Here is a 20,663-nt window from a genome sequence, read left to right on the forward strand (position 1 = left end):
AGGCACTCTTTAAGCATCTAAAGCATTCTCGAAGAGTATGCAATCATTCAAATATTTTGGTCAATTCCTTTGAGCAATGCTACCGCCTCATTTCCCGGCATATGAAACTGCACCCGGTGCCGGGCCGCCACGTCCAGCGCAAACACCTTCGTGTAAACCTCGGTGGACTTCATGCTTTTGTGCCCCATCAGGCTCTGCAGCGCCTTCAGCGGAATGCCCGCATAGAGCATGTGCATGGCGTAACTGTGCCGGAAGGTGTGTGGCGTCACCGGCGGCTGCGGTGACGGCTTCGTTCAGCCAGGTGCGCACCGTTCTGTCAGTCACCGTCCAGAGCCTGACCTTTTCGGTCCGGCCGGTCTTCGGATTGCGCCGCTCCAGCGGAATTTTCAGCGTGGCGACCATCATCTCCAGCTGGGCCACATACTGCGGATCGGACAGCGGAACCAGCCGGTGAGGAACGATGCCTGATGGCGCACGTCCGGGCCCACGGGCAGCTTTTTCACCGCGCTGCTTAAGCGTGGCCAGCTGTACGTAAGGGTAGGGCGGTGCCAGACTGAAATCCCCCCGGGTTAGCGCTAGCGCCTCGTTAATGCGCGCACCGGTATTCCAGAGGGTGGTGAACAGTATCTTGCGGTGCAGATCCGGCACGTAGTGGAGAAGGGCGCTGACCTCGGGTGCCAGCAGGTACTGCGGATACTCGTTATGCTGCGCGGCCATCTGCCGCAGCGCCAGCGCGGCGGGATAATCGATGGCGACCGGTAACTGCAATGCTTGAAGCTGACTAACGGCCATCGACGGCAGGAATGTGTGGGTCATGCGTTCTCTCCTGTGCCGGCAGTGTCGTCTGACGCTTTATTTCTCATGTCGCTCTTTATTTCAAATGTCGCCAGCGATCGTGCAAACAGAATTGCCTGTACGGACCGCTTTTTTCTCTCCAGTCGCCAGACATTCCAGAGTACCCGCTGCGCTGACCTGGGCATGCCGCTCAGACGTGATTCCGGAAAGCCGGCCAACCTGCGCAGACGGTGCGCCAAAATAATTGCCTTGAGGCCAAGCCGGGTATATTCGTATTGGCGCGCTTCAAAGAGCTCGTCGAAGTCCGGGGGAATAAATTCCGCTGCATCGATTGTGCGGTCCGATTCAGTTTTGAGAACGGGTAGTTCCCTGAGCTTATACATAAGCCTGACAGGCAGCGCGCGCCAGTCACCGGTAACGGCTGAATAGCTGAGTTCAGGCTGTGGCACTGAAGGAGCAGTGACATGCTTATTGTTTTCGTAGCCACTGTCTGTAGCGACGCTGGCACAGGCTTCCGCAAACTGCTCCAGCATAAAGACCAGTTCGGTAGCAATGAAATGCTTTTCCTTTTGTAGTTTGTCTTCCGCCGCCAATCTTTCTCTACGTAACGTGAAGTGATGGGTTAACAAAATGCCCGCAATCGCCGCGCCGGCAGTGATAAGCCCCGTGGCCACGTTCCCCCAGATCCCGGGCCCCTGATTTATAACCTGAACCGTAACAGGATGGGTGATGGCATCCGCCACCACGCTGGCTGATGAACTCAGGCTGCCCATATCAGACTCGCTCTGCTTCGATAATAGCGCTGACCGCCTTATTCACGGAAAAAGGCCGCACCTCATGATTGGTAAATTTCACCTTATAGCAGAGGTGCTGCACGTAGCCCCCGTTATCCCGCAGCTCGTAATCCACCTCAAAGCCCGTTATGTGACGCCCATTGAGCGCGTAGCCAGGTGTAACGTTGCAGTAGCGCGTAAAGAGGTCGGCCAGCTGGTCAAAAAGCGCTCCTTCGGTAACCAGACCGGAGGCCCTGACTTGTTCACGCTGATCCATGAAGTAATCGACTGCGGCTTTTTTTGAGGAGAACGTCAGGTCTCCTATTGTCACACTCTTCCCACGAGCCATAGATACCCTTTATGTCATCAAAGTAACCATTGATAAATTAATTATCACGCCCTGAGCTTTATTTAGTTGCTCATGTAATTGTCATGACCATGATAATTACGAGATTATCCATAAGTCTGCTCATTTTCTCTAAGCGCAATTACCGTATCACCCTGTCTGCATGATCCGACTTTTTCACGATACGGCATTAACCGGAAGCGTAGCACGCCGGCGGGGCGGGGCAGTGCCCGCGTTGTCAGAGGTCCCTGGCAGCCAGAACCCTACATCTCGTAGCATGAGCAGCTGACAAAACCACTACATGTAGTGCCCTGCGCAGAAAACCGCCATCCACGCCGGAAGATCCGGTTCTTCCTTTTTCCGGATCCGAGGCCGGAAAATCCCATAGCGGTAACGTGGCCGCACATTTATGACATCATGTCTCAAATACATATAGAGTGTTTTTTTAAAGAGATTGGTGCATTCTGATATCTGATTTTATAACGGTACAGGAAAAAGCCTCATGCTGAGTCAGCTGACATTACGGTTCCCGAAAAAACTCATTGAAAGCCTTAAGTCCCGTGCGTCGGTCGAGGACACCTCGGTCAACGCCCTGACCGAACGGCTGCTCGACGGCGCGCTGAAGTCCACCTCCCCGGATGATGCCTTTTTTGCCCTGCAGGCCAATCCCGCCGGCACCCGGGAGGCGCTTTACCGCAAGCTGGTCCGCGGGGAAACGTTCGGACGCCAGACGGTAAAGCCCGCCGAGCTGCGCTGGCTGTTTGCGCAGGCGCACGCGGCCTGCCAGACCGGGAGCGGCTTCATGAGCAGGCCTGTGATGGAGGCGCTGCTGGGCATCACCTTTGATGCACTGGTTTACGCCGCCGAAAACGGCATCCCGGTTGACACCTACTACATAAACCGGGCCTTTGATCTGACGGGCGAAGACTACCGCGCCGAAACGGACGCGTTCATGGCGGCCCTGCCGCACGGCGTGGACACCACCTGGGCCGAGTTCCTGCTGCGGCCGCTTTACTCCGGTGCCCTGAACCTGAAGGCCTTTCCCGACGAGGCGATCGCACGCATCTGTACGCCGGCACGCCTGAAGGCTGTTTTTCCGCTGGTCATCCGGGCTCAGCAGCCGGATCCTGAGAGCAGGGAGGCCTGGGCGGCGGTGACCGGGCTGGTCACGGACGACGTCTGCCTGACCGCTGAGGTGGCTGACGTCATCCTGCGTGCGGAGGTGCGCGGAAACCGGCAGCCGCAGCTGCCCGGGCAGGCCTGGCGGGCGCCGCAGTTCAGCCTGTTCGTGACCGCCGGGCGGGTGTCGCTGGCGCAGGGATGGGACGTGTTCAGCGCGCTGGTCCGCTACATGCAGGCCCGGGCCGGGTCCGGGGCCACCTACGACTGGAACGCGCGGGACAGTCTGGTGTCGCTGTATATCCCCCGCGGTGAAGGAGAGAAGGTGATCCTGGGACTGGACAGCATCCACATCGCCATGACGACGGAAGAGTATCTGGCGCTGGAGGCGGGATTGCTGGCGGCGGTGGCGGCGCCGGACGTGGCACCTGTACTGGCGGAACTTCGCGCCCTGTATGGAGATCTGTAGTTACGCCGCATCCTGTTCTGCGTAACTGCCTTACCGGGACAGGATAATTTACCCTAACGGATTTCCTTACTCAGGAGCCTCAATGAATAAACCAGCCTGGCTCATCAGTCTGATGCCGCCATTAATGTCTGTTGTCATTATCAGAACCTACCTTGGCGCTTTTGATAATGCCGCTCTGTTTACTGAAAACCTCTCGGTTTCAGGCCTTTTTAATTTCGTGTTCATCTTTATGATGCTGACCCTGGCTGCTTTTGCCGCTATATTTCTTGTACCTTCGTTTATTTTCAGCCTTTCTGTGCCCAGAAGTGCGTTAAGTCTTCCTAACTACACGGATATAAAAGGCAGAATAGCGCTGTCCGCATTGTTTTCGGTTCCAGTTGCGGTTTTCTGCTTTTTTGGCTGGGCCATTGTTTCGGACAGGTATCCGGATCACGAAACGCTCACAGACCGGACATGCCTGCTGGGGGGGATCACGTCTGTATTTATGATCAACTATCTGTTTCTCAGAAAGGCCGTGAGAATTGCCCAGCAATATCAGCCTGCCAGAGTCCGTATCAGGACGGCCCTCATGCTGTACGCCGGCAGCCCCGCACTGCAGCTTCTGGTTATCACCCTCTTTTTCACCTTCGGTCTCCCCACTGTTGTCGGCTGGATAGACCAGAAAGCGGCCGGGGAAAGTATCGCAATGATGCTGAAAGTGTCCGTGCTGGTATCAGGTCTGGGAATGCTGATGCTGTTTCCGGGTACGGTGTATGTGATGACCGATCCGGCCGTCAGAAACAGTGGCTGGATGATTAAGTTCGGGATCATTACCGTTATACTCTGGTCCCTTCTGACCAGTATGTACGTACCGTCCTTTTTCCCGGTGCTGGTTGATAAAACAATGGCGCTGGCAGGTATTTCGGACTGGAAAACCCGGCGTTTTCAGATTGATAATGCCAATATACCGGCCTGGAATTTCAGTAATGATGAATGGCACAGACTCAGGATCGCGGGGGAAAAAACCTTCAGCGTGAAGGGGATTATGGTTTATTCACTCAACAACGTTAAGCTTCTGTGTCCCGAGTCGGTAAGGGAACCTTACCGAAATATGCTCCGCTTTGTGCCCTGGGACAGGGATTATGATAAAGAAAAAGCGGCCGAACTGAAAAAGGCTTCAGCCCGGTGTCAGCCCTTTACTCAGGGACGGGTCATCCGGCTGTCCGAGTAACAGGCAGATTTGCTGAGAGGGATTACCGGTCATCCGCCGCAGCCCTGTAATGCCTTCCTCTCAGCCAGTTTTAACAATAATGATACAACCAGCCAACGCATCCGCAAAATCTTCCGCATGCCCGCCCGGATAATGTCATACGGCAAACGATTCGTAGCAGGACAGGGAGAAAAGCACAGGAACCAGGACATAAGCCGTTCTTTGATTACCGGTCTTCTCAGACATTGTTGAACTTCTTCACCGCTCAGCTTTCCGGAGGCACGAACGCGCTTAAGGGAGTGCAGATGCGCAAGTGTGATATTGGCATGGTTTTACCCATCGTCGCATTTCAAAAGGTTTCACCTTAAGGCTAATTAATAAGAATTACTGCATAATTTGTTTCTGAATGTTAAAACACTCATTCCTTCAAATAAGCGCATCAAAAATTTAAGATACTGAAATTAAACACGTAATTATTTTAATCGCGTTAAAAATCCATAAAGACATCAGCTTTACAGCCAATTAATTTAATAATACTTATAGTTAACATAAGAAACTATTAAAATTAATTAGTTATTCACAGAACAAAACAGGTTTTTTTAAATTAAAGTTAGGTAAAGATATGTCAACGAGAGTGTTTTTAGATTTTTATATACCCTATATATAAAATTAACATTAAAAACAATAACTTAAAAAAATAGTTAAGAAATTGACTTCGTGACGGCACTTAATTAGGTTTGTGCTCAACAGATAAATTAATATCTGTTTAACAAACCATTATCATTGAATTAACTGAGGAAATACTCATGAAAATGATCAAACGTAAACCATCTGCTAAGCGCGTTGATTTTTCAGTAATGTACGGCGGCACTAACTAATCTCTGTACCAGTGATATGGATTAGGGGGACGAAAGTCTCCCTTTTCTTTGGAGAAGAAAATGTACTTAAATAAATTAGCGGAAAATTTTTCTTTTGATTACTACATATTGAGAATGTATGCATATCTTTATATCGATGATAAGAAAATTACGCCGCATGATATGAAGTTCTTTTACCCATTTGAAGATATCAAGTCTGAGGGTTTATCACTGACTGATGGAATTTCCCCCGACGATCAGATAAGATTTTTCCTCAAGGACAGGGTTATCAGAAAAATAAATGAAGTGGCTAAAAGAATTTCAATATTTCATATCGATCCTGTCGTAATTGATATCCGGCATGTCAGTTCGCCAATGATTCAGTACCTTATTGAAGCATTAAACAGAATGAAATGTGCGGTGGTGTTAAAAAATAACCTGACATTAAGTCAGGGCGTCGAGTTGACCGTTAATGAAAAAAAATTAATTAAAGAATTAGCTAAAAATAAAAACGGCAGCGTCAGATTTATAGAGCAGCAGGTCAGAAAACTCGTTAACGGAGGCGACATATTTACAGCAGAGCGGATCCTCGAGCATGGTATCAGGGTTTTTAGCGATTTTGAAACTGAAAATGCGTATCTGATAGGTATTGTAAAAAACTGTCTTGAAAAGCCTATTGAGGCAGAGTATTACTACAATCTCAATAAGCAAGACGGAAATCCTCAGCATATTGTTACCTCAAATTACACCTTGTCTATGCTCTACCTGCGGCATCATAAGCCCAATAAGCTGAACTTTGATAAAGGTAAGGCATTGTTGAATGAAGCCTATGATACGATAAAGTCTGGCGGAATTACGCATCTTGATAAAGATGAACAGAATTTTTATGAGGTCTTTAACCGTAACGGATACGGACTGGTTCTTTTCAGGGAAGGCCTGGTTTATGAAGCTATCGATTTACTGAAATGGGGTATAAATACTCTGTCTGCAGATTCCGCCAAGCACCATATGCATAAATCCGTAATTCTGTATAACATCAGTCAGTGTTATAAGCGCACCGGAGACTTTAAATGTGCTATTGAATGCTATGATGAGCTAATCAGGCTTGACCCGGAGTTCCCGGAATACCATCTTGAATTAGGACTTTGCATGTCAGAGCAGGGCAAAACTGAGGAGTGGAAAAGATGTATATTAAAATCGCTTGAAGTGAGTCCGTATCACAGCGATAGTCATTATTTTTACAGTCTCTATAACTATGAGCAGGATAATATTGAATTGGCAGAGCATCATGCCAGACTGGCATGGGAATTATCTGGTAGTGATCTGACTGCTTATAATCTGGCATTTATAGAATCACTCAAAAATGACTACACTGATCTGACTGAACTGATGCCACAGCACCATAGCTCCAGTCTGGCTGACTGGTATATACTTCTTGCTGAAAAAAATTCGTATACATCAAAGTCTGCAGCGGAAGACACATTAAAGGTCGCCTCTGAACTTTTTGCAGACCATGACGCTATCAAAGAAAACTTAGCATATCTAGAAGATGAGAAGGTGTAATGCAAAAGAGGATATATTTACTTAATGCTTTATTTCTGTTCCCTATGTGGATCTCGAAAACTCTCCAGCCTTTATTCTGGGCTGGAGAAGGTAAGCTGAGTTTATTTTCGCTATCATATGTTGCAATGGCGGTAGCAGGTTCACTGTCAATTTTTTATTCATCGCTTATCGTAAAAACAGGCATCCGTAGTGCCCTGCTTATCGGCTATGCCTTGTACGGAACCGGTCTCGTAATGAGAGCTTATCCGCACAATGCTTTTTTAGCCATTCTCACCGGTCTGACTGCCGGAATAGGAGCCAGCGTAACAGGCATTACGCTAAGGGCACTTATCCTTGAAATTGATGATGTTAACAGAAAGAAAGCTGTTCTTCATACTGATAACATCAGCACTTTATCGCAAAGTTTCGGTGCCATGCTGTCAGGCTTGCTTGTTTCATTTGTATCTTTTTATTTTCATGATGGATACCAGATATCGTTATGGATCACCGGATTACTGGCTATGTCGAGTATGCTCTTTGTGCCGAAAACAGGCTACAAAGATAATTTTTCTGTGCATAAAAAAGGAGAGAACTCCCTACCTCTAAAGAAAAAGCCTGACACAATAACCACTTTTATTTTTATAGCCTGCTTTGCACAAGGTTTGTGCTGGGCTGTTCTCATCCCTCTGGTGCCTATATATTTAAAAGATATGGGGTATTCAATTAATTATGTCGGGGTGATTTTATCTTCCGGTGTTGCTTTAGGTTTTATTTTAAAAAACACTTACGTCTCGCTTACGAAAAAGTATAACATTAACAACTCGCTTATGCTTTTCACGTTCCTTTCATCAATTTCTGTCTTCTTGTCTATGTGGCTTCTTTCAGAGAGGATGAAGCTATATTTCGCCATCGCTATCATCGCATTTTATACATTTAAGGCGACGATGTCGCTAATCCTCAATTTCATTGAGATGAACATTGCTGAAAAAGGCCGGGCACATTCTGTATTTGGCATCAGACAGACCGCGTTCCTCACAGGAGACATTGCAGGAGGGATATTAATGCCCTTTGTCTACAATCATAATATCCTGACACGCTTTTCCTTAATTGTTCCTGTTTTACTACTGATCGCGTCAGCGCTTATTAAAAAATGTGATAAACTAGCCGAGAGGAAAGAATGGAGCCAAGTCTTGACACGCTGAGTAAATACAGGCCATGTGAGATTAACAACGGCAGCCTTTTTTTCTCGGGAGATGAAAGTGATCTCTACTCCCTCGATTATCAAAACTTAATTTTCACAAAATGCAATTTTATAGCTTATTATTCCTGCCAGTTTTTTTCGCTGACACAGCTTGAAAGCCTTGAGGTTTTTATTATATTTAAAACCCCTGAATATGATGTGGAAGCATTCTGCAAATTTGACTCTTATATCGAATCTTTATCTATTGATATCAGCAGCGACTCCTTTAATGTGTTTATCTATCCTGAATCCCCTGAGGAAGAAGCAGTTGTCTTCAGTCTAGATAATGAGTATAACCTGAGTAAACAGGAAGTAATTAACGATCCGGTAAACTATTTTATCAAAATAAACTCGTCTCTGGCTGTAATTGAAGATGAGAAAAAACTGTTTACCCTGAATGGTGATAGAATAACACGCTATGATGAAATATTATGTATTTCACACCTCGGCGTGCTACTGAGGCATGAATCACTCTGCGGTGACAAAATAACATGGGCTTCATCTAGTGGTGCTGTAATTACCGCAGAGATCGGATGTGCGGCACTATGTGCTGCAATTGATGCAGTCAGTCAGCAGATTTATTTATCAGAAGAACGTGAATGTCTACAATGCATTTCTGTCTACTGCATAAAAGATCTCAGGAATACCAAATGTTTCAGCAAATTATATGGGACGGCCACGCCGTTTTTTTATTCGGGAAAAATAATTATCTATGGCACAGGAAGCATTGACGGAATCGGATTGTATACGCCTGATGGTATCAAATTTCAGGCCATACGAAATGGCTTGCCTGACTATTATTATATTAATAGTTCCGCAGAAAATCTGAAAGTACTTTCTCTGTTGCCTGGAGACGAGCCCTCTGTACATTTTTTATTTTTCCACGGCGGCCCGGAGTCATGTGAGTGGGATAACCCGAGAATGCCGGGAGTCATCAATGAGATGTCAAAACACAATGCCGCTTATCACATTATGAATTATGCAGGATCTACGAGGTTTGGATCTGTATACAGGAACAGCGTGAACGGTGATGTTATGGACCGCATCGTTACACCCGTTATTGCCTGGCTTAATGAAAAACTCTGCACAGACAGGATTATTGTTTTTGGTGCAAGTTTCGGCGGAACCATTGCTTTAGAACTGCTTTGCAGACGTAGCGAAATCACCAGTATGCTCAGTGGAATACTCCTGGTTAACCCTCTCTTAGATTTAAGGGAGCACATTGAGCGTGTAAAGGATCTGGGCGGGGATGTGACTTTTTTTGATTCCAAGTTCGGAAAGAATGATATGAGTTATGTTGATAAAAACAGATATCTTGAGAACGTAAACAGTACTGATATACCGGTCAGTTTACAGATAGGCCGCAGAGATGAGGTGCTTGATTTCAGAGTGGCTTATGACTTTGCAAAACTGATGAAAAAAAACACTGACAATCTTCTTCACATCGACGATGGCGGTCATGCCCCGTTGTCACACTTTGCGAGCCGGCAGCAGTCTCTCCTCAGCTTTCTAATTAAGCAAAAAATCTGGTTCTGCAAAAAAAAGCTTTAATTGATTGATTTATGCTTTCCGCTTTAACAGCGTTCAGAGTCGTCAACAGATGCAGTAAGCATAACTGCACTTGCCGTTTTACTCGATTACAATGCTTTCAGGATGTGATCAGTTCACCTTTATCATCGGACCGATGCCTGGTTACGTTTTCCTGCCGCGAATGGGAGGGGCCTGAATCGCTCCGGGCTCGGACGGCACCACGTCACCATGATGACGAAGAAGTACCGGCAGCATGAGACATCGTTCTTTAACGCGATGGCTGATGCTGAATAGACCCCGGTACTGATCGAACGCATTTGCTCAGGAAATCTTTAAGATAAAACCGGACTTTTATTTCAGTAAGAGTGGCCCGATTAACTGAGTCGAAGATGCCGGCTTAGCCTTCCTTAACGGATACTGCGAGTTTTATCTCTGCCACGAAGACGGCGGCCGCGTTGACGCGCCCGTACCAATCAATGGGCGGGCTACTGAGATGCAGGTGATAACCACCCCCTTTCTCAGTTAATTTTCACAGTTAATCGTTTCGTAAGCTTTCAATTTGATGATCCGCTTCTGCCTTTTTCCGGATCTGTCCGGATGCAAGGACAGAGCAGGAGGCAGGGCGGCACCGCGTTTGGCGTATCTTAGTTTTTTTGGCGTGCTTTGCATCAATCATCATCAAACATTAAAAAATGATGCATAATTAAATATATGATTATTATTTATTACTTTGATTCTTTCTTGATGGGATTATGAGTTCATTACTTACTGAGAATGAGATTATGCCTGACAGCATCAGAAATAAAAAACCGCTGCCCATCCTGTTTCCGCCATCAACGCTGACGGTCTGCAACGTCCCACATGAGGTTGACGCGGCCATTACGGAGCAGGCGAAGCTGGCGGGCAAATCCAAGAGTGATTACGTGCAGGAATTTCTGACGGCGCACTTCGGCGACCTGATCGGTAACTTTATCCGTACCAGTGAGCTGGTCGCGCTGATGGACCGGGAGGTGGCCGGTATGCTGGGTGCCTCGCTGAGTGATTACTGGTTTGATGCCGCGCAGACCCTTGCAGAGAACCGCGCTTGGTGCCGCATTCTTGGATTAAGCAGCGATGAACAGCTTCAGACAATCATGCGTAAGGGCACGGCACATCTTGAAGTCAGGGTGCGACAGTGGCGTGACGTGAACGCCGTGCCGTACGGTGTTTCACTGCTGTTCTGCCTGTTTGCCGAGGCTGCCAGGCGGGAGCTGCGGGAGCTGCAGAATCTTCATCAGGCGCTGTTCTTCGCCATCAGTGAGGACGAATTCCTGGATCAGATTGATGAGATGCGCGCTGACATGCGGCTGGATCCTGTGGAAAGACCGCTTATCTGAGGGCAGAAACGAGAAAAGCCACCCCTTGGGTGGCTTTTCCGAACTGCTATTGTCGCGTGAGACCTCCGAAGAGGCGACTCCGCCTTGATGAATTCATTACGCCACAGACTGACGCTGACGTCAATTATTTTAACCCCCTACCGGCAAGAGAACGTAAAGCATGAGCCTGGAAAATTACATATCAGCTGAGCGACTGGACATCTATGAAAAGCATCTCAAGGTAGAATCTGGACAGATCATGGCCGCCTATTACTGGAATAAAGCTCTTGCCGGCGCCATGCTGCCCGCGCTCCAGTGTCTGGAAGTTACCCTCCGTAACGCCATAGATAAGGCTGTCCAGTCCGGACCCGTTCCGGGTGCAGCAGGGTTGTGGCTAACAGATCACAACTGGATTTTCAGCCTGCCGCGTTATATGGGTAAAAAAGCATATCCCAAGCTCTGGAAGCGTTACAAGATGGCAAAAAAGCCCGCCGACCGGCAGGATGCGCAGGGAGTCATGCTGGATCAGTACGGACACCGGATCATTGCACGTAAGGTTCGAGAAGAAACACTGGTAGATCAGGCTCGCGATATCATCGTGGCAGAGGGTAAGACCATCACCCCCGCGCGGGTAATTTCCGGGCTCAGCTTCGGCTTCTGGACAACGCTACTTGGCACCAAATATGAGGATGTGAACAGTAAATCCCTGCTGTGGCCAAACCTGGAAGCTGCCGTTTTCCCGCATGTCCCACCAGGTTATGGAATGCCTGAAGTCAGGGAAGCTTTTCACCGCGTTCGAGCATTACGTAACCGCCTTTCGCATCATGAAGCCCTATGGAAATTCCATTATGACGATCCGGCTACTGGACAGCCGGACTACTCCAATCCGGTATATGGCGCACAGGCCAGCTGCGGTCTTCTGCGAAAACACTATGATGACATCATAGAAATGATTGGCTGGATGAGTCCGGTTCGCGCCACTAACTTTCTCAGTCACGGCGTAGACAGGCGGTTTCGCGCGCTGTGTTCGGTGGACGGGCTGCATGCCTTTACGGATCCCGGCAAGCTAAGCCGGACGCTCAGTCTGTCTGATGACACGCCTGCTGACGCGCTTTTAAAGGGGCTGGCAGGACCCGAATACACCCGGATCATAAGGCCAGACGGCAGCTTTGTGGTCGTGACGGGCGCAGACATCCCGGCCACCGGATATCCTGAACTCTAAACCGTATATCAGAATGGATCTCCGGCATCACGGAAGATCTTCAACCTGAACGATGTCTTCCGGTGGAACTGCAATGCCTTTTCTGTCAATTCCCCAGTTTGCACAGCTGTCTGGCGGGAGATCACGTACTGACGTATAAGCGTAAGCGAGTGCTGCTTCGATGCATCGCTGGCGGTCGGGCGGCGGAGCGATAAACCATATTATGCGCGGTTTTAATACAGCCAGATAGTGCTGCTTAAGATCTGCTCCGTACTCTTCCCGATAGGCATTGCAGACGTCCTCAACCAGCTCCGGCATCGTTGAATAATTATGATGTTTTGTCTCCTCATTGTTCAGCTGAACCTCCCTGACGAGAGAGCCATAAGGCCCCCAGTGAGTGGCATTTCCGTGGCGAAGCTGGAACATGTCGTCAGGCACGCTGCTTACCGCCCAGGCGCTGATTCGCGTACGAGCTGTGCTGTCAGGCGCGCACTCAGCCAGCATCCGGATTACGGCCTCAGCCGAGCGATTCAGGGGAAGAATGCCTTCGTTAAACTGGTTAGCCGCTGCGGTGCGGGTTCCGTGAAACCAGTACGCTGAAACCACTTCATCTGGCTGACCGAGCCTGCTGCAGATATGTTTATAAAGAAACTGGTTTGCTGAAACCATGATATCCGGGTCAGAGGCAAAGGCCGCCTCAACATCAATACCAAGCAGCTCATTCTGAAGCTCCGAAACCGGGCAGCGGAAGCCTTCACAGAGAGAATGCAGAACCATGCCCCTACCTGAACAATTCAGTACAAAACTCATAATGATTTCCTTGTCTGAGGCTTAAGCTTGTCAGCTCGTGCCAAAACTGATTTCAGTTGAACTTCAGTACCGTTAAAGGCCGTACTTACGCTCCCTTTCTTTAAAAGCCTGAATCCCACCTTCTAGGATTTCACAGACGTGCTCCCTTATCCCCTGGGCATTCAGGCGGCCGGAATTTTCCTGAGAAGTAAAGGAGCATTCTAGGGAGCCGGTGAAGTATTCGAACCGGTATTCATTATTCTCAATACCGGAGCGCTGCCCGCTCTGGTTGGAGACAATAACGCATTCCGCATCCGTCCCTACGACAAGATTGGCATTATGCGTCACCATGATGATCTGACGGTCGGCCTTTCGCAGCCTTACGAAGTCATTCAGCTGAGAATAGATGGTCCGGTTGTCGAGGTTATCTTCAGGCTGATCTATAAGGATTGGGTGCTGAGAATTGCTCAGGTGGAGGATCAGGTTAAGCAGAACCAGCCCCCGCTTGCCCGGTGACATCTGTATGATGTCGTCGTTCCGGTAATGGACAGAAAAATCAATAAAGAAACAATCATCGAAAAGATAACCCAGAATATCTGAATCTTCGATTCCCTTTCGCACCGAAGGTGTAACGGCGCTGCTTTTGAACCGATCATGAACTCTTGCAATTGTCTTTGCATGGCCGGTTACGTCAAATACGTATTCTCCTTTTGCATTGACCAGCTCGCCAAGCAGAGCGTTCATATTTCCCCGTCGGTCAAAGCAGCCCGTAAACCGCTCAAACTTTTCTGTGTTAAGCGATATGCTGGCAGAAATACTGATTTCGCCTGCAGGATGATATTCCGGTTTGCTGAGTTCCGCCGTATAAGTCTGGTACAGGCCAGCCAAAGCTGCATATTCAGCATGCAGCTGACTTTTTGTGTCATTTCCTTCCTGAGTAATGGACCGGCGACGCTCGGAAAGCTGCTGCAGGTTTCTGAGCTTTTCTTTCTCTTTTTCCAGCGCGCCCAGAGCTGCTTTTAACGTCTCCTGGTCGGTAATTTTAACGGACAGGGGAAGCAGCCTCTGTTGTTTTGCGGCGCCTTCTTTATCAATTCTTTCCAGCAGCGACGGACTGTTACCGAAACGGCTTTCCTGATCAGCGATAAAATTAACTACTGCCGACGTCAGGCTGGCTTCAAGCTGACGGAGGCTTTTTTCCAGGAAAGTAGAGTTCTCAGGCAATGGGAAATCGATCCTGAGCTGATCTGAAAGGCTCTGGAATGTGCTCCGGCCATACCGGTTGAGGCTCTCTGTAAGACTGTCGCTGGCCCGGGCAAGATCCGTTAACGTACTCCTGCGGGACTGAAGGGAGTCAGCACGCGTCCTAAGCGCCATGTATTGCGCTTCTTCTTTTGGTGAAAAGGACGCCTGTTTTCTCAGTTGAGCTATTTTCTGTTCTTGGCGCTGGATCTCTTCACTTACTGCCTTTTCCGTGCCGTACTGTTCCATTTCCTTGCTGCATTCGCTGTATTTTTTCCTCAGCTCGGAAAGGTAATCAATTCTGGCAGTTATGGTCCGTAAAGACGCCTCACGCTGCGCCGCATTCTCCGTAGCAAAAGCTCTGAAGGTGTCATTCTGAAAAAGAATATCCTCGACCAGCTGATTAAGCTGATGCCGGCCGCTGCTTTCAGCAAGGTGGTTAATATAAAGCTGCGGAATGTACGTGACGGGGCGGCTGTCTTCGCCATGCAATGAGCTGACTTCGCCATTTCCCCATGTCACCTCCACGTCAAGGTTATTGAGCTCATCATAGACCGCCTGTTTAGTCAGTCGTATCTTTTCACTGACCTCACTGCTGTTAATGGCGCGTGCCATGTGGTATAGCAGCAGGGATTTACCGGATGATTTTCCACCGATGATCGCATTTAAATCAGGGCTGAAATGCACCGGCTGACCTGAGAAAAGTAGTTCACCGCTGCGATCGGTAAAGCGGACATGCTCAATATATTGATAAGGCGTTTTGATATTGGGGGATGTTTTCTGAATTTTGACGCGGCTGTGATCGTACAATATCTGTTTTAATCCAGCGAAGGTCGGATCGGCCTTAACCCAGCAGAACCGGTCGTGGTCGGGACGAAAAATTTTCGTCAGTTCGTGAGCATCCGAACCGTGCAAACAGGGAAGCAGTTTGCCGTATCTGGCGATAACGTCAGCCTTGCTGTCGTTGCCCAGCCCCTGAAAATAGTCGCGATCTTGCGGGTTACCGGAAAAAATCGCATCCACTAGGCGATACATATTCTGCCGCACCGCGAGCAGGCCGCTGTCGCGAACTCCGGAAATCCCATCCCCCGAGCTGTTTGACGCAATAATTACAACGTTTTCCCGCAGCCAAGTTTCATTGCGCAGCCACGATTCGAACCGCTCAAAAGAGGGCTTAAACTGATTGATGCCTTCACGCAGATTCCTCTCCGCAGAGGACGGACCCGCTACAGCAATGCCCAGTTCGGTCAGCTGCTGGTCACTACAGGAATAATTCTGGTCTCCGTAACGGAACGTAAGCCGGGCCAGCGCATGTTTGATCCTGGATACGTGGTCGGCAACTGCAGGGTTGATGATAAGGTGGATATTGACGCCTTTATCTTTCTGCGTCTCTGGGGTGATACGAAATTCGATATTGGGAAAAATTGCCTCAATATTAGAAATCCTGCCCTTCTCACGGTATGCAAGTAACTTTTCATAACCGCTAATAGTACAGTAATCGGTGACTCCGATGACAGCAACCTCGTCACCGAAGGCTTCAATTGCCGAAAGATAGGCCTCCCAGTCACCCCCATACAGATTTTGCAGCGAAGACTGGGGGGTATGTACGTGTAAATCCCATTTGCGCCAGTCTGAACCTTTCGGGAAAACCTTCACAGTCACCTCCATTTAACATATGGCAGGAATGCGCAGCCGGCCATTGATAACCGGAACGCCAGAAAATAATTCATAACGTATTCTTAAGGTCATGCATTTACAAGCTGCTAAAAATGGCTGCTTTGGTCTAGAATGACAGCGGACAAACGATGCGTGCCTTTTTAAATAAATGATCGTTTATATGCATTCATGTTCTGCCGGCATTCAAGCGGCTGTCATCAAAGCCAGGTACAGGTTAACTCTGATCAGGGCGGTCAATACGCGAGCCATGAGTGACAGACGTTCCTGAAATCATCTTCTTGAAGATATTAAGAGTGGTCACGGAGACTGCCACTTCAATGCTGTAGCCAATCCCTGCCATTTGAGTATACATAATTGTCACTAATTACTGACCTCTGACACGTCCAGAACAAAACACTTTATCCTGGGCCGCACTTCAGGCGCGATAGCGTCGTTGAGCCACCTCTCCATTTCGAAGGCAGTACCTGGCCGGATGCGCTTGAGTGGATGCAGTGGCATCGGCGTTTTGCATTTCTCGCCAAACCAGAACACAAGAAGAATACCGTATCCGTCTGACTGTGGATCCGGAGCGTATAGCTTCTGAAGCTGATTTTCCGCTGCAGTCCAGACCTCAGAATGATAGTGACGCTTTACTTCAATGAGGATTTTCAAGTGGTCAGCGAAGCTCGCGCCGATATCAGCGCGCTTGTCACGGGCCATATGCATCTCCGGCTCTAGTCGGACATTGAGAGCTTGAAGACGGGGAGTGAGCAGGGTTATCAGTGTGTCAGTGCCGCTGTTTTCACTCCTAGGAGTATCAACAGCACCGTAACTGCCTTCATTCCAGAAAAACTTCCAAATATCCGTGTTAGCATGCCGGATTTCCATGGCAGCATGGGAAATGTGCTCACAAAGTAAGGCATGGAGATCGGCCGCATTGGCTGGCTGTTGGTTTTGAAGTGTTGCCTTTACATCCCGCCAGGAGGGCTGCGTGTATTCAGCGTCCCGGCGACGTTTTATCTGGCTCTGACAGGCCTGACGTAAATCATCCCTGTAAGAGCTTTTACAATGCGCCTCAGCCAGGCGGGCCAGACACTGGGAAGCATTTGCAGAGGGGTCGGCCGCCAGAACTGAAATCAGGCGTGAGATAAGCTGAACACCGTCGTCTTTGCGCGAGCGCTCGGTTATCACAACATCATAAACAATTTTCTCCCGCTCCGGAAACGACGGGATCAGGGCCGATATTAATTTTTCACTTTGTTCAGGTAACAGGCTGACTGTCTGTTGTTCGCCATATTTTCCCAGCCCGGCCATGTCACGCAAATAGAAGGCTGGTTCGGTTTTATATGAAAGTGACCGAAGTAAGGCCTCCCCGTCCTCGATATTACCGATAAGAAAAGAAATAGCATTCCACATATCGATTATTTCATCTGGCAAAGAAACCCCTCCATCTATAACTTCACACTTCAATTTTTTTAAAGCTGCATGGTTATCAGGGTTTTTCAATGCGGCACATACAATATCAATACTGTTTTCAACGTCTTTCTTGAGTATTTTTAATGCCTGAATCCATACAGCAGAATATTCCTGAGAAATTAACCGCCTGACTACTGACTGCTTCAAGTGATATGATGGGTTATTAAGCTCGATGCAGGAAAGAAAGCTGATTAGAGTATCTGCGATAAGGGTTATTTTATGGTCTTTTATCCACCTTAGCCAAGGGAATGCGTAACCTCTCCATTCCTTACCATTTTTGGCTGAGCTCATCACTTGTTCGGACAGCTCCAGAACCAGCAGCACACGAATGACATTGTCACTTAAATGATGAAATGTCCTTTTTCCATGGAAGTAAATTTCAGCCGCAGTTAGTAAGCACAGGCCATTCGGATAACTGAGTTTATTCAACAACACTTCAGCTACCTCTTTAAAATCGGGGTATTGCTCGCTACTAAGCAGTCGCTCCCATTCTTTTTTAATATACGCAATATTCTGTGGTGAAAATATAAGACTGAGTCTTTCTGAAGGGCAGTCCAGATTACGTACATATAGACTCTGCCCCCAGTAAATTCTTGATGCTGTATGTAAGAGATCACTCCTCATTTCTTCATTATTTAATAATGCTGTTTCTTTGCATATGTCATTTAAATGATCAATGTGATTTTGTTTTTCTTCTGACTGTTTTTTTCTTTGCTTTGCCACTTCAAAATTAAGGTTACCTATAGGAGTAAATAAAGTCGTCTCCTGCAGTTTTAATAGCCCCTTATCATTATCCGCTATTTGCATTAATATTCCCAATTCCTTTTCATACACATTATCACCTCTAACAGCGAGTGATAGGGCAGCAATGTAAGCATTTTCTCTGACTGTCCCCGCTACGGAGCCTGAATCGACAACATTAGCTAAGAGAGAGATAATTTCCCTATAAGATACCAGCCCTCTGCTTTTATGATGAAGTCCATTCGCGAAGGTAATAAAGTTAGTTTTATGATCACTATTAATACTAACTTCCTTGCATGCCCAATCTAATATTCTGAGCTTGTATGGTTTAATCATATTTAATAATCTTTCTTTGTCATCATCAAAATAGCTGTTAGAATGTGAAAACCATTCAATCACATCAAGACAGAGAATCAAATCACCCTCATTACTGGAACCATCATCTCTCAGTAAAATACAAACCATAGATATCACGCTATAAGAAATTTGAGTAGCATTCCTCCAACTAGAATGTTTATTAGGGAGCGATGCTGCAATAAGCTTTAGTATTTCTAACGCATGTTTGTTATTTAATCTATTTTCAAGATTATAAAATGTACCTAAGGGTATTAGCTCTGAGAAAGTAAGACTGTTTATTAGTAAGTTTGCCATATCATGAGGATTGAAGTCTTCTTCAGGCATGAGAGAAATGATCCGGGACTTTAGCCTGAGTCTTCCTGACGTTTTTCCTTCCTGTTGTATGAAATCAATCATCCACTGACGGTTATTCTGCCAGTCGGTACACAACACATTAAGTGCTTCTTCTGCCTCCTGATAATTAACGTCAACATTCAGAAAAAGCGCACGGCACAGCTTTCTGATATCTTCATCCCGTGCAAGATCAGTTGATATCATACGCAGCAGTGCCATGCGCATATCATCACTAACTTTTTCGCTTTCTAGCAAAGCCAGGATATCCACTTTCAACTCTGGAATACCCAGTGCTTTTAACTGTTCTGCAGGCTCGCCCCATGTATCGAACCAGGGGGTGCGGTCTGCATAGTCAGAAAGACTCTTCAGCAGAGTTCGCTTACTGGTGACAGACAATGAAAAGACGTCACCGTTAGTCAGCACCCCCAGAGGATCGGCCCGGAGATAGCGGTCACTATGGTTACGGCTGAATACCGGCAACCAGGCATACAGTCCACGCAGTGCGGTTACAGGAAAGCCTTCGCGTCCGATCAACGCATCAAGTCGTGCAGGCGACAAATCCGTGTCGATTCGGTAAGCCAGCCACTGGCCAGCCATGAATTCAGCAATGGTGCGATGGACGGTGTCCAGGCACTCTTTTTCATCCGAACCCCGGAACACCGGTCGTTGCAGGGCTACTCTTATCAGCTCCTGCCTTTCTGATCTGATTTCCCGGTAGAACAGGCCGTCATATTCAGTGCTCCCGTGATCATGCAGGCGGTAGCCCGGCAAATCGGCAATGAGCCTGAGCGCACAGAGTTCACCAGCAGTATCACGCAGCTCTTCTGCCGTAAAGTTAGCATCACAGGAAATGGCTTTATCGGTGTTGTGTTCACTGAGGAGAGATTGTGTCGCCTTGGTAAATATGTCCCGACGGGTAGAAGGCCAGTCACCACCGCTAACGGCCCGGGCAAGCATGATTACGTTCTGAGGATTCTGTAGCAGACCATCCAGTTTCTTTGCTTTTGCCTGCTTAATAAACTCTTCCGGGAATTCAATATTTTTAGTCCTGAGGACAGAAATCAATTCTTCCTCAGCCAGGGGGAGAAGGGTGACAACGATGTATCCGCCATTTTCATCGAAATAATCACGGAATACTTCCAAATCGGCGTCGCCGAGCCAGTCCTGTTTACGACTGGACAGCCGAAATTTATCCGGCCGAACATCAAATAATTTCCTTGTTATATCATCCGTCATCGCACGTTTATTTGTACTAGTTCTTCTTTCATCCAGCGCATCAATATAATAATTTTCATTTTCGCATTTATATGGACGATTCAAAAAATTCGCAGCTTTAGCGAATATTCCCCCATGAATTTCCTTCCGGCTTTTCAGTAATTCAGTTTTACCCGCCCCCGGATCGCCCAAGATAATAATATTCCGCACCATTTCAAATGCTGAAAATGGTGCGGCGTCACCTTCTTTTATATTACTGATTATACCTGAAACTTTTTCAACCATGACGCGACGATCAAGAAGCATGTTTCTATTCCCCGGCAGGCAATGTCTGATTTTATCTTTCCATCGTAGGGCAGACCTCAGAAGTGCACCAGTTAAACCTTATACACAGAGGATGATTTGTGACTACAACACTGCTCTTTGGGTTTACACGGA

Annotated in this window: 12 protein-coding genes and 1 pseudogene; 7 read left to right on the forward strand and 6 right to left on the reverse strand. The window is 47.7% G+C overall.

Annotated elements, in window-relative coordinates; all coding sequences use genetic code 11:
• Positions 1-47 precede the first annotated feature (47 nt).
• The 3 genes and pseudogenes from FOV68_RS22580 to FOV68_RS22590 form a co-directional block, all read right to left on the reverse strand.
• Positions 48-816, reverse strand: a pseudogene (locus tag FOV68_RS22580) (tyrosine-type recombinase/integrase).
• Positions 813-1,568 (reverse strand): hypothetical protein, encoded by a 756-nt coding sequence (locus tag FOV68_RS22585; RefSeq protein ID WP_050499155.1) that lies wholly within the window; start codon positions 1,566-1,568, stop codon positions 813-815. The pseudogene FOV68_RS22580 and the gene FOV68_RS22585 overlap by 4 nt, the downstream one beginning before the upstream one ends.
• Before the next feature lies 1 nt (position 1,569).
• Entirely contained in the window at positions 1,570-1,899 is a 330-nt protein-coding gene (locus FOV68_RS22590) for a hypothetical protein (protein ID WP_255473742.1), read from the reverse strand.
• Between the two features lie 517 nt (positions 1,900-2,416).
• On the opposite strand from FOV68_RS22590, the gene FOV68_RS22595 reads away from it, so the two are divergent.
• From FOV68_RS22595 to FOV68_RS22625, 7 genes are all read left to right on the forward strand, one after another.
• A complete protein-coding gene (locus FOV68_RS22595) occupies positions 2,417-3,502 on the forward strand; it encodes a hypothetical protein (protein WP_143991609.1) in 1,086 nt (361 codons plus the stop codon).
• An 82-nt stretch (positions 3,503-3,584) separates the two neighbouring features.
• The gene (locus FOV68_RS24465) at positions 3,585-4,712 is read left to right on the forward strand and encodes a hypothetical protein (RefSeq protein WP_255473743.1); all 1,128 of its coding nucleotides are present in this window, start codon (positions 3,585-3,587) and stop codon (positions 4,710-4,712) included.
• 917 nt (positions 4,713-5,629) lie between these two features.
• A complete protein-coding gene (locus FOV68_RS22605; RefSeq protein ID WP_143991610.1) occupies positions 5,630-7,111 on the forward strand; it encodes a tetratricopeptide repeat protein in 1,482 nt (493 codons plus the stop codon).
• Positions 7,111-8,292 (forward strand): MFS transporter, encoded by a 1,182-nt coding sequence (locus FOV68_RS22610; protein WP_143991611.1) that lies wholly within the window; start codon positions 7,111-7,113, stop codon positions 8,290-8,292. The genes FOV68_RS22605 and FOV68_RS22610 overlap by 1 nt, the downstream gene beginning before the upstream one ends.
• Positions 8,268-9,881 carry an alpha/beta hydrolase gene (locus tag FOV68_RS22615; protein ID WP_143991612.1) on the forward strand — a complete coding sequence of 538 codons (1,614 nt, stop codon included), beginning with the start codon at positions 8,268-8,270 and terminating at the stop codon, positions 9,879-9,881. Before FOV68_RS22610 ends, FOV68_RS22615 begins: the two co-directional genes overlap by 25 nt.
• Positions 9,882-10,612: 731 nt before the next feature.
• Positions 10,613-11,236, forward strand: a complete 624-nt coding sequence (locus FOV68_RS22620; RefSeq protein WP_370513302.1) for a hypothetical protein — start codon at positions 10,613-10,615, stop codon at positions 11,234-11,236.
• A gap of 160 nt (positions 11,237-11,396) precedes the next feature.
• Positions 11,397-12,437, forward strand: a complete 1,041-nt coding sequence (locus FOV68_RS22625; protein ID WP_143991613.1) for an Abi family protein — start codon at positions 11,397-11,399, stop codon at positions 12,435-12,437.
• 27 nt (positions 12,438-12,464) lie between these two features.
• On the opposite strand, the gene FOV68_RS24090 is transcribed toward FOV68_RS22625, so the two are convergent.
• The 3 genes from FOV68_RS24090 to FOV68_RS22640 all read right to left on the reverse strand — a co-directional run bounded on the left by FOV68_RS24090 (position 12,465) and on the right by FOV68_RS22640 (position 20,531).
• Positions 12,465-13,226 carry a hypothetical protein gene (locus FOV68_RS24090; protein WP_255473744.1) on the reverse strand — a complete coding sequence of 254 codons (762 nt, stop codon included), beginning with the start codon at positions 13,224-13,226 and terminating at the stop codon, positions 12,465-12,467.
• 72 nt (positions 13,227-13,298) lie between these two features.
• The gene (locus FOV68_RS22635) at positions 13,299-16,103 is read right to left on the reverse strand and encodes a TrlF family AAA-like ATPase (protein ID WP_143991614.1); all 2,805 of its coding nucleotides are present in this window, start codon (positions 16,101-16,103) and stop codon (positions 13,299-13,301) included.
• Between the two features lie 381 nt (positions 16,104-16,484).
• Positions 16,485-20,531, reverse strand: coding sequence for a hypothetical protein (locus FOV68_RS22640; protein WP_143991615.1), 4,047 nt, complete (start codon positions 20,529-20,531; stop codon positions 16,485-16,487).
• Between the last annotated feature and the right edge of the window lie 132 nt (positions 20,532-20,663).

Source organism: Pantoea sp. paga (assembly GCF_007558755.1).
GTDB lineage: Bacteria > Pseudomonadota > Gammaproteobacteria > Enterobacterales > Enterobacteriaceae > Pantoea > Pantoea agglomerans.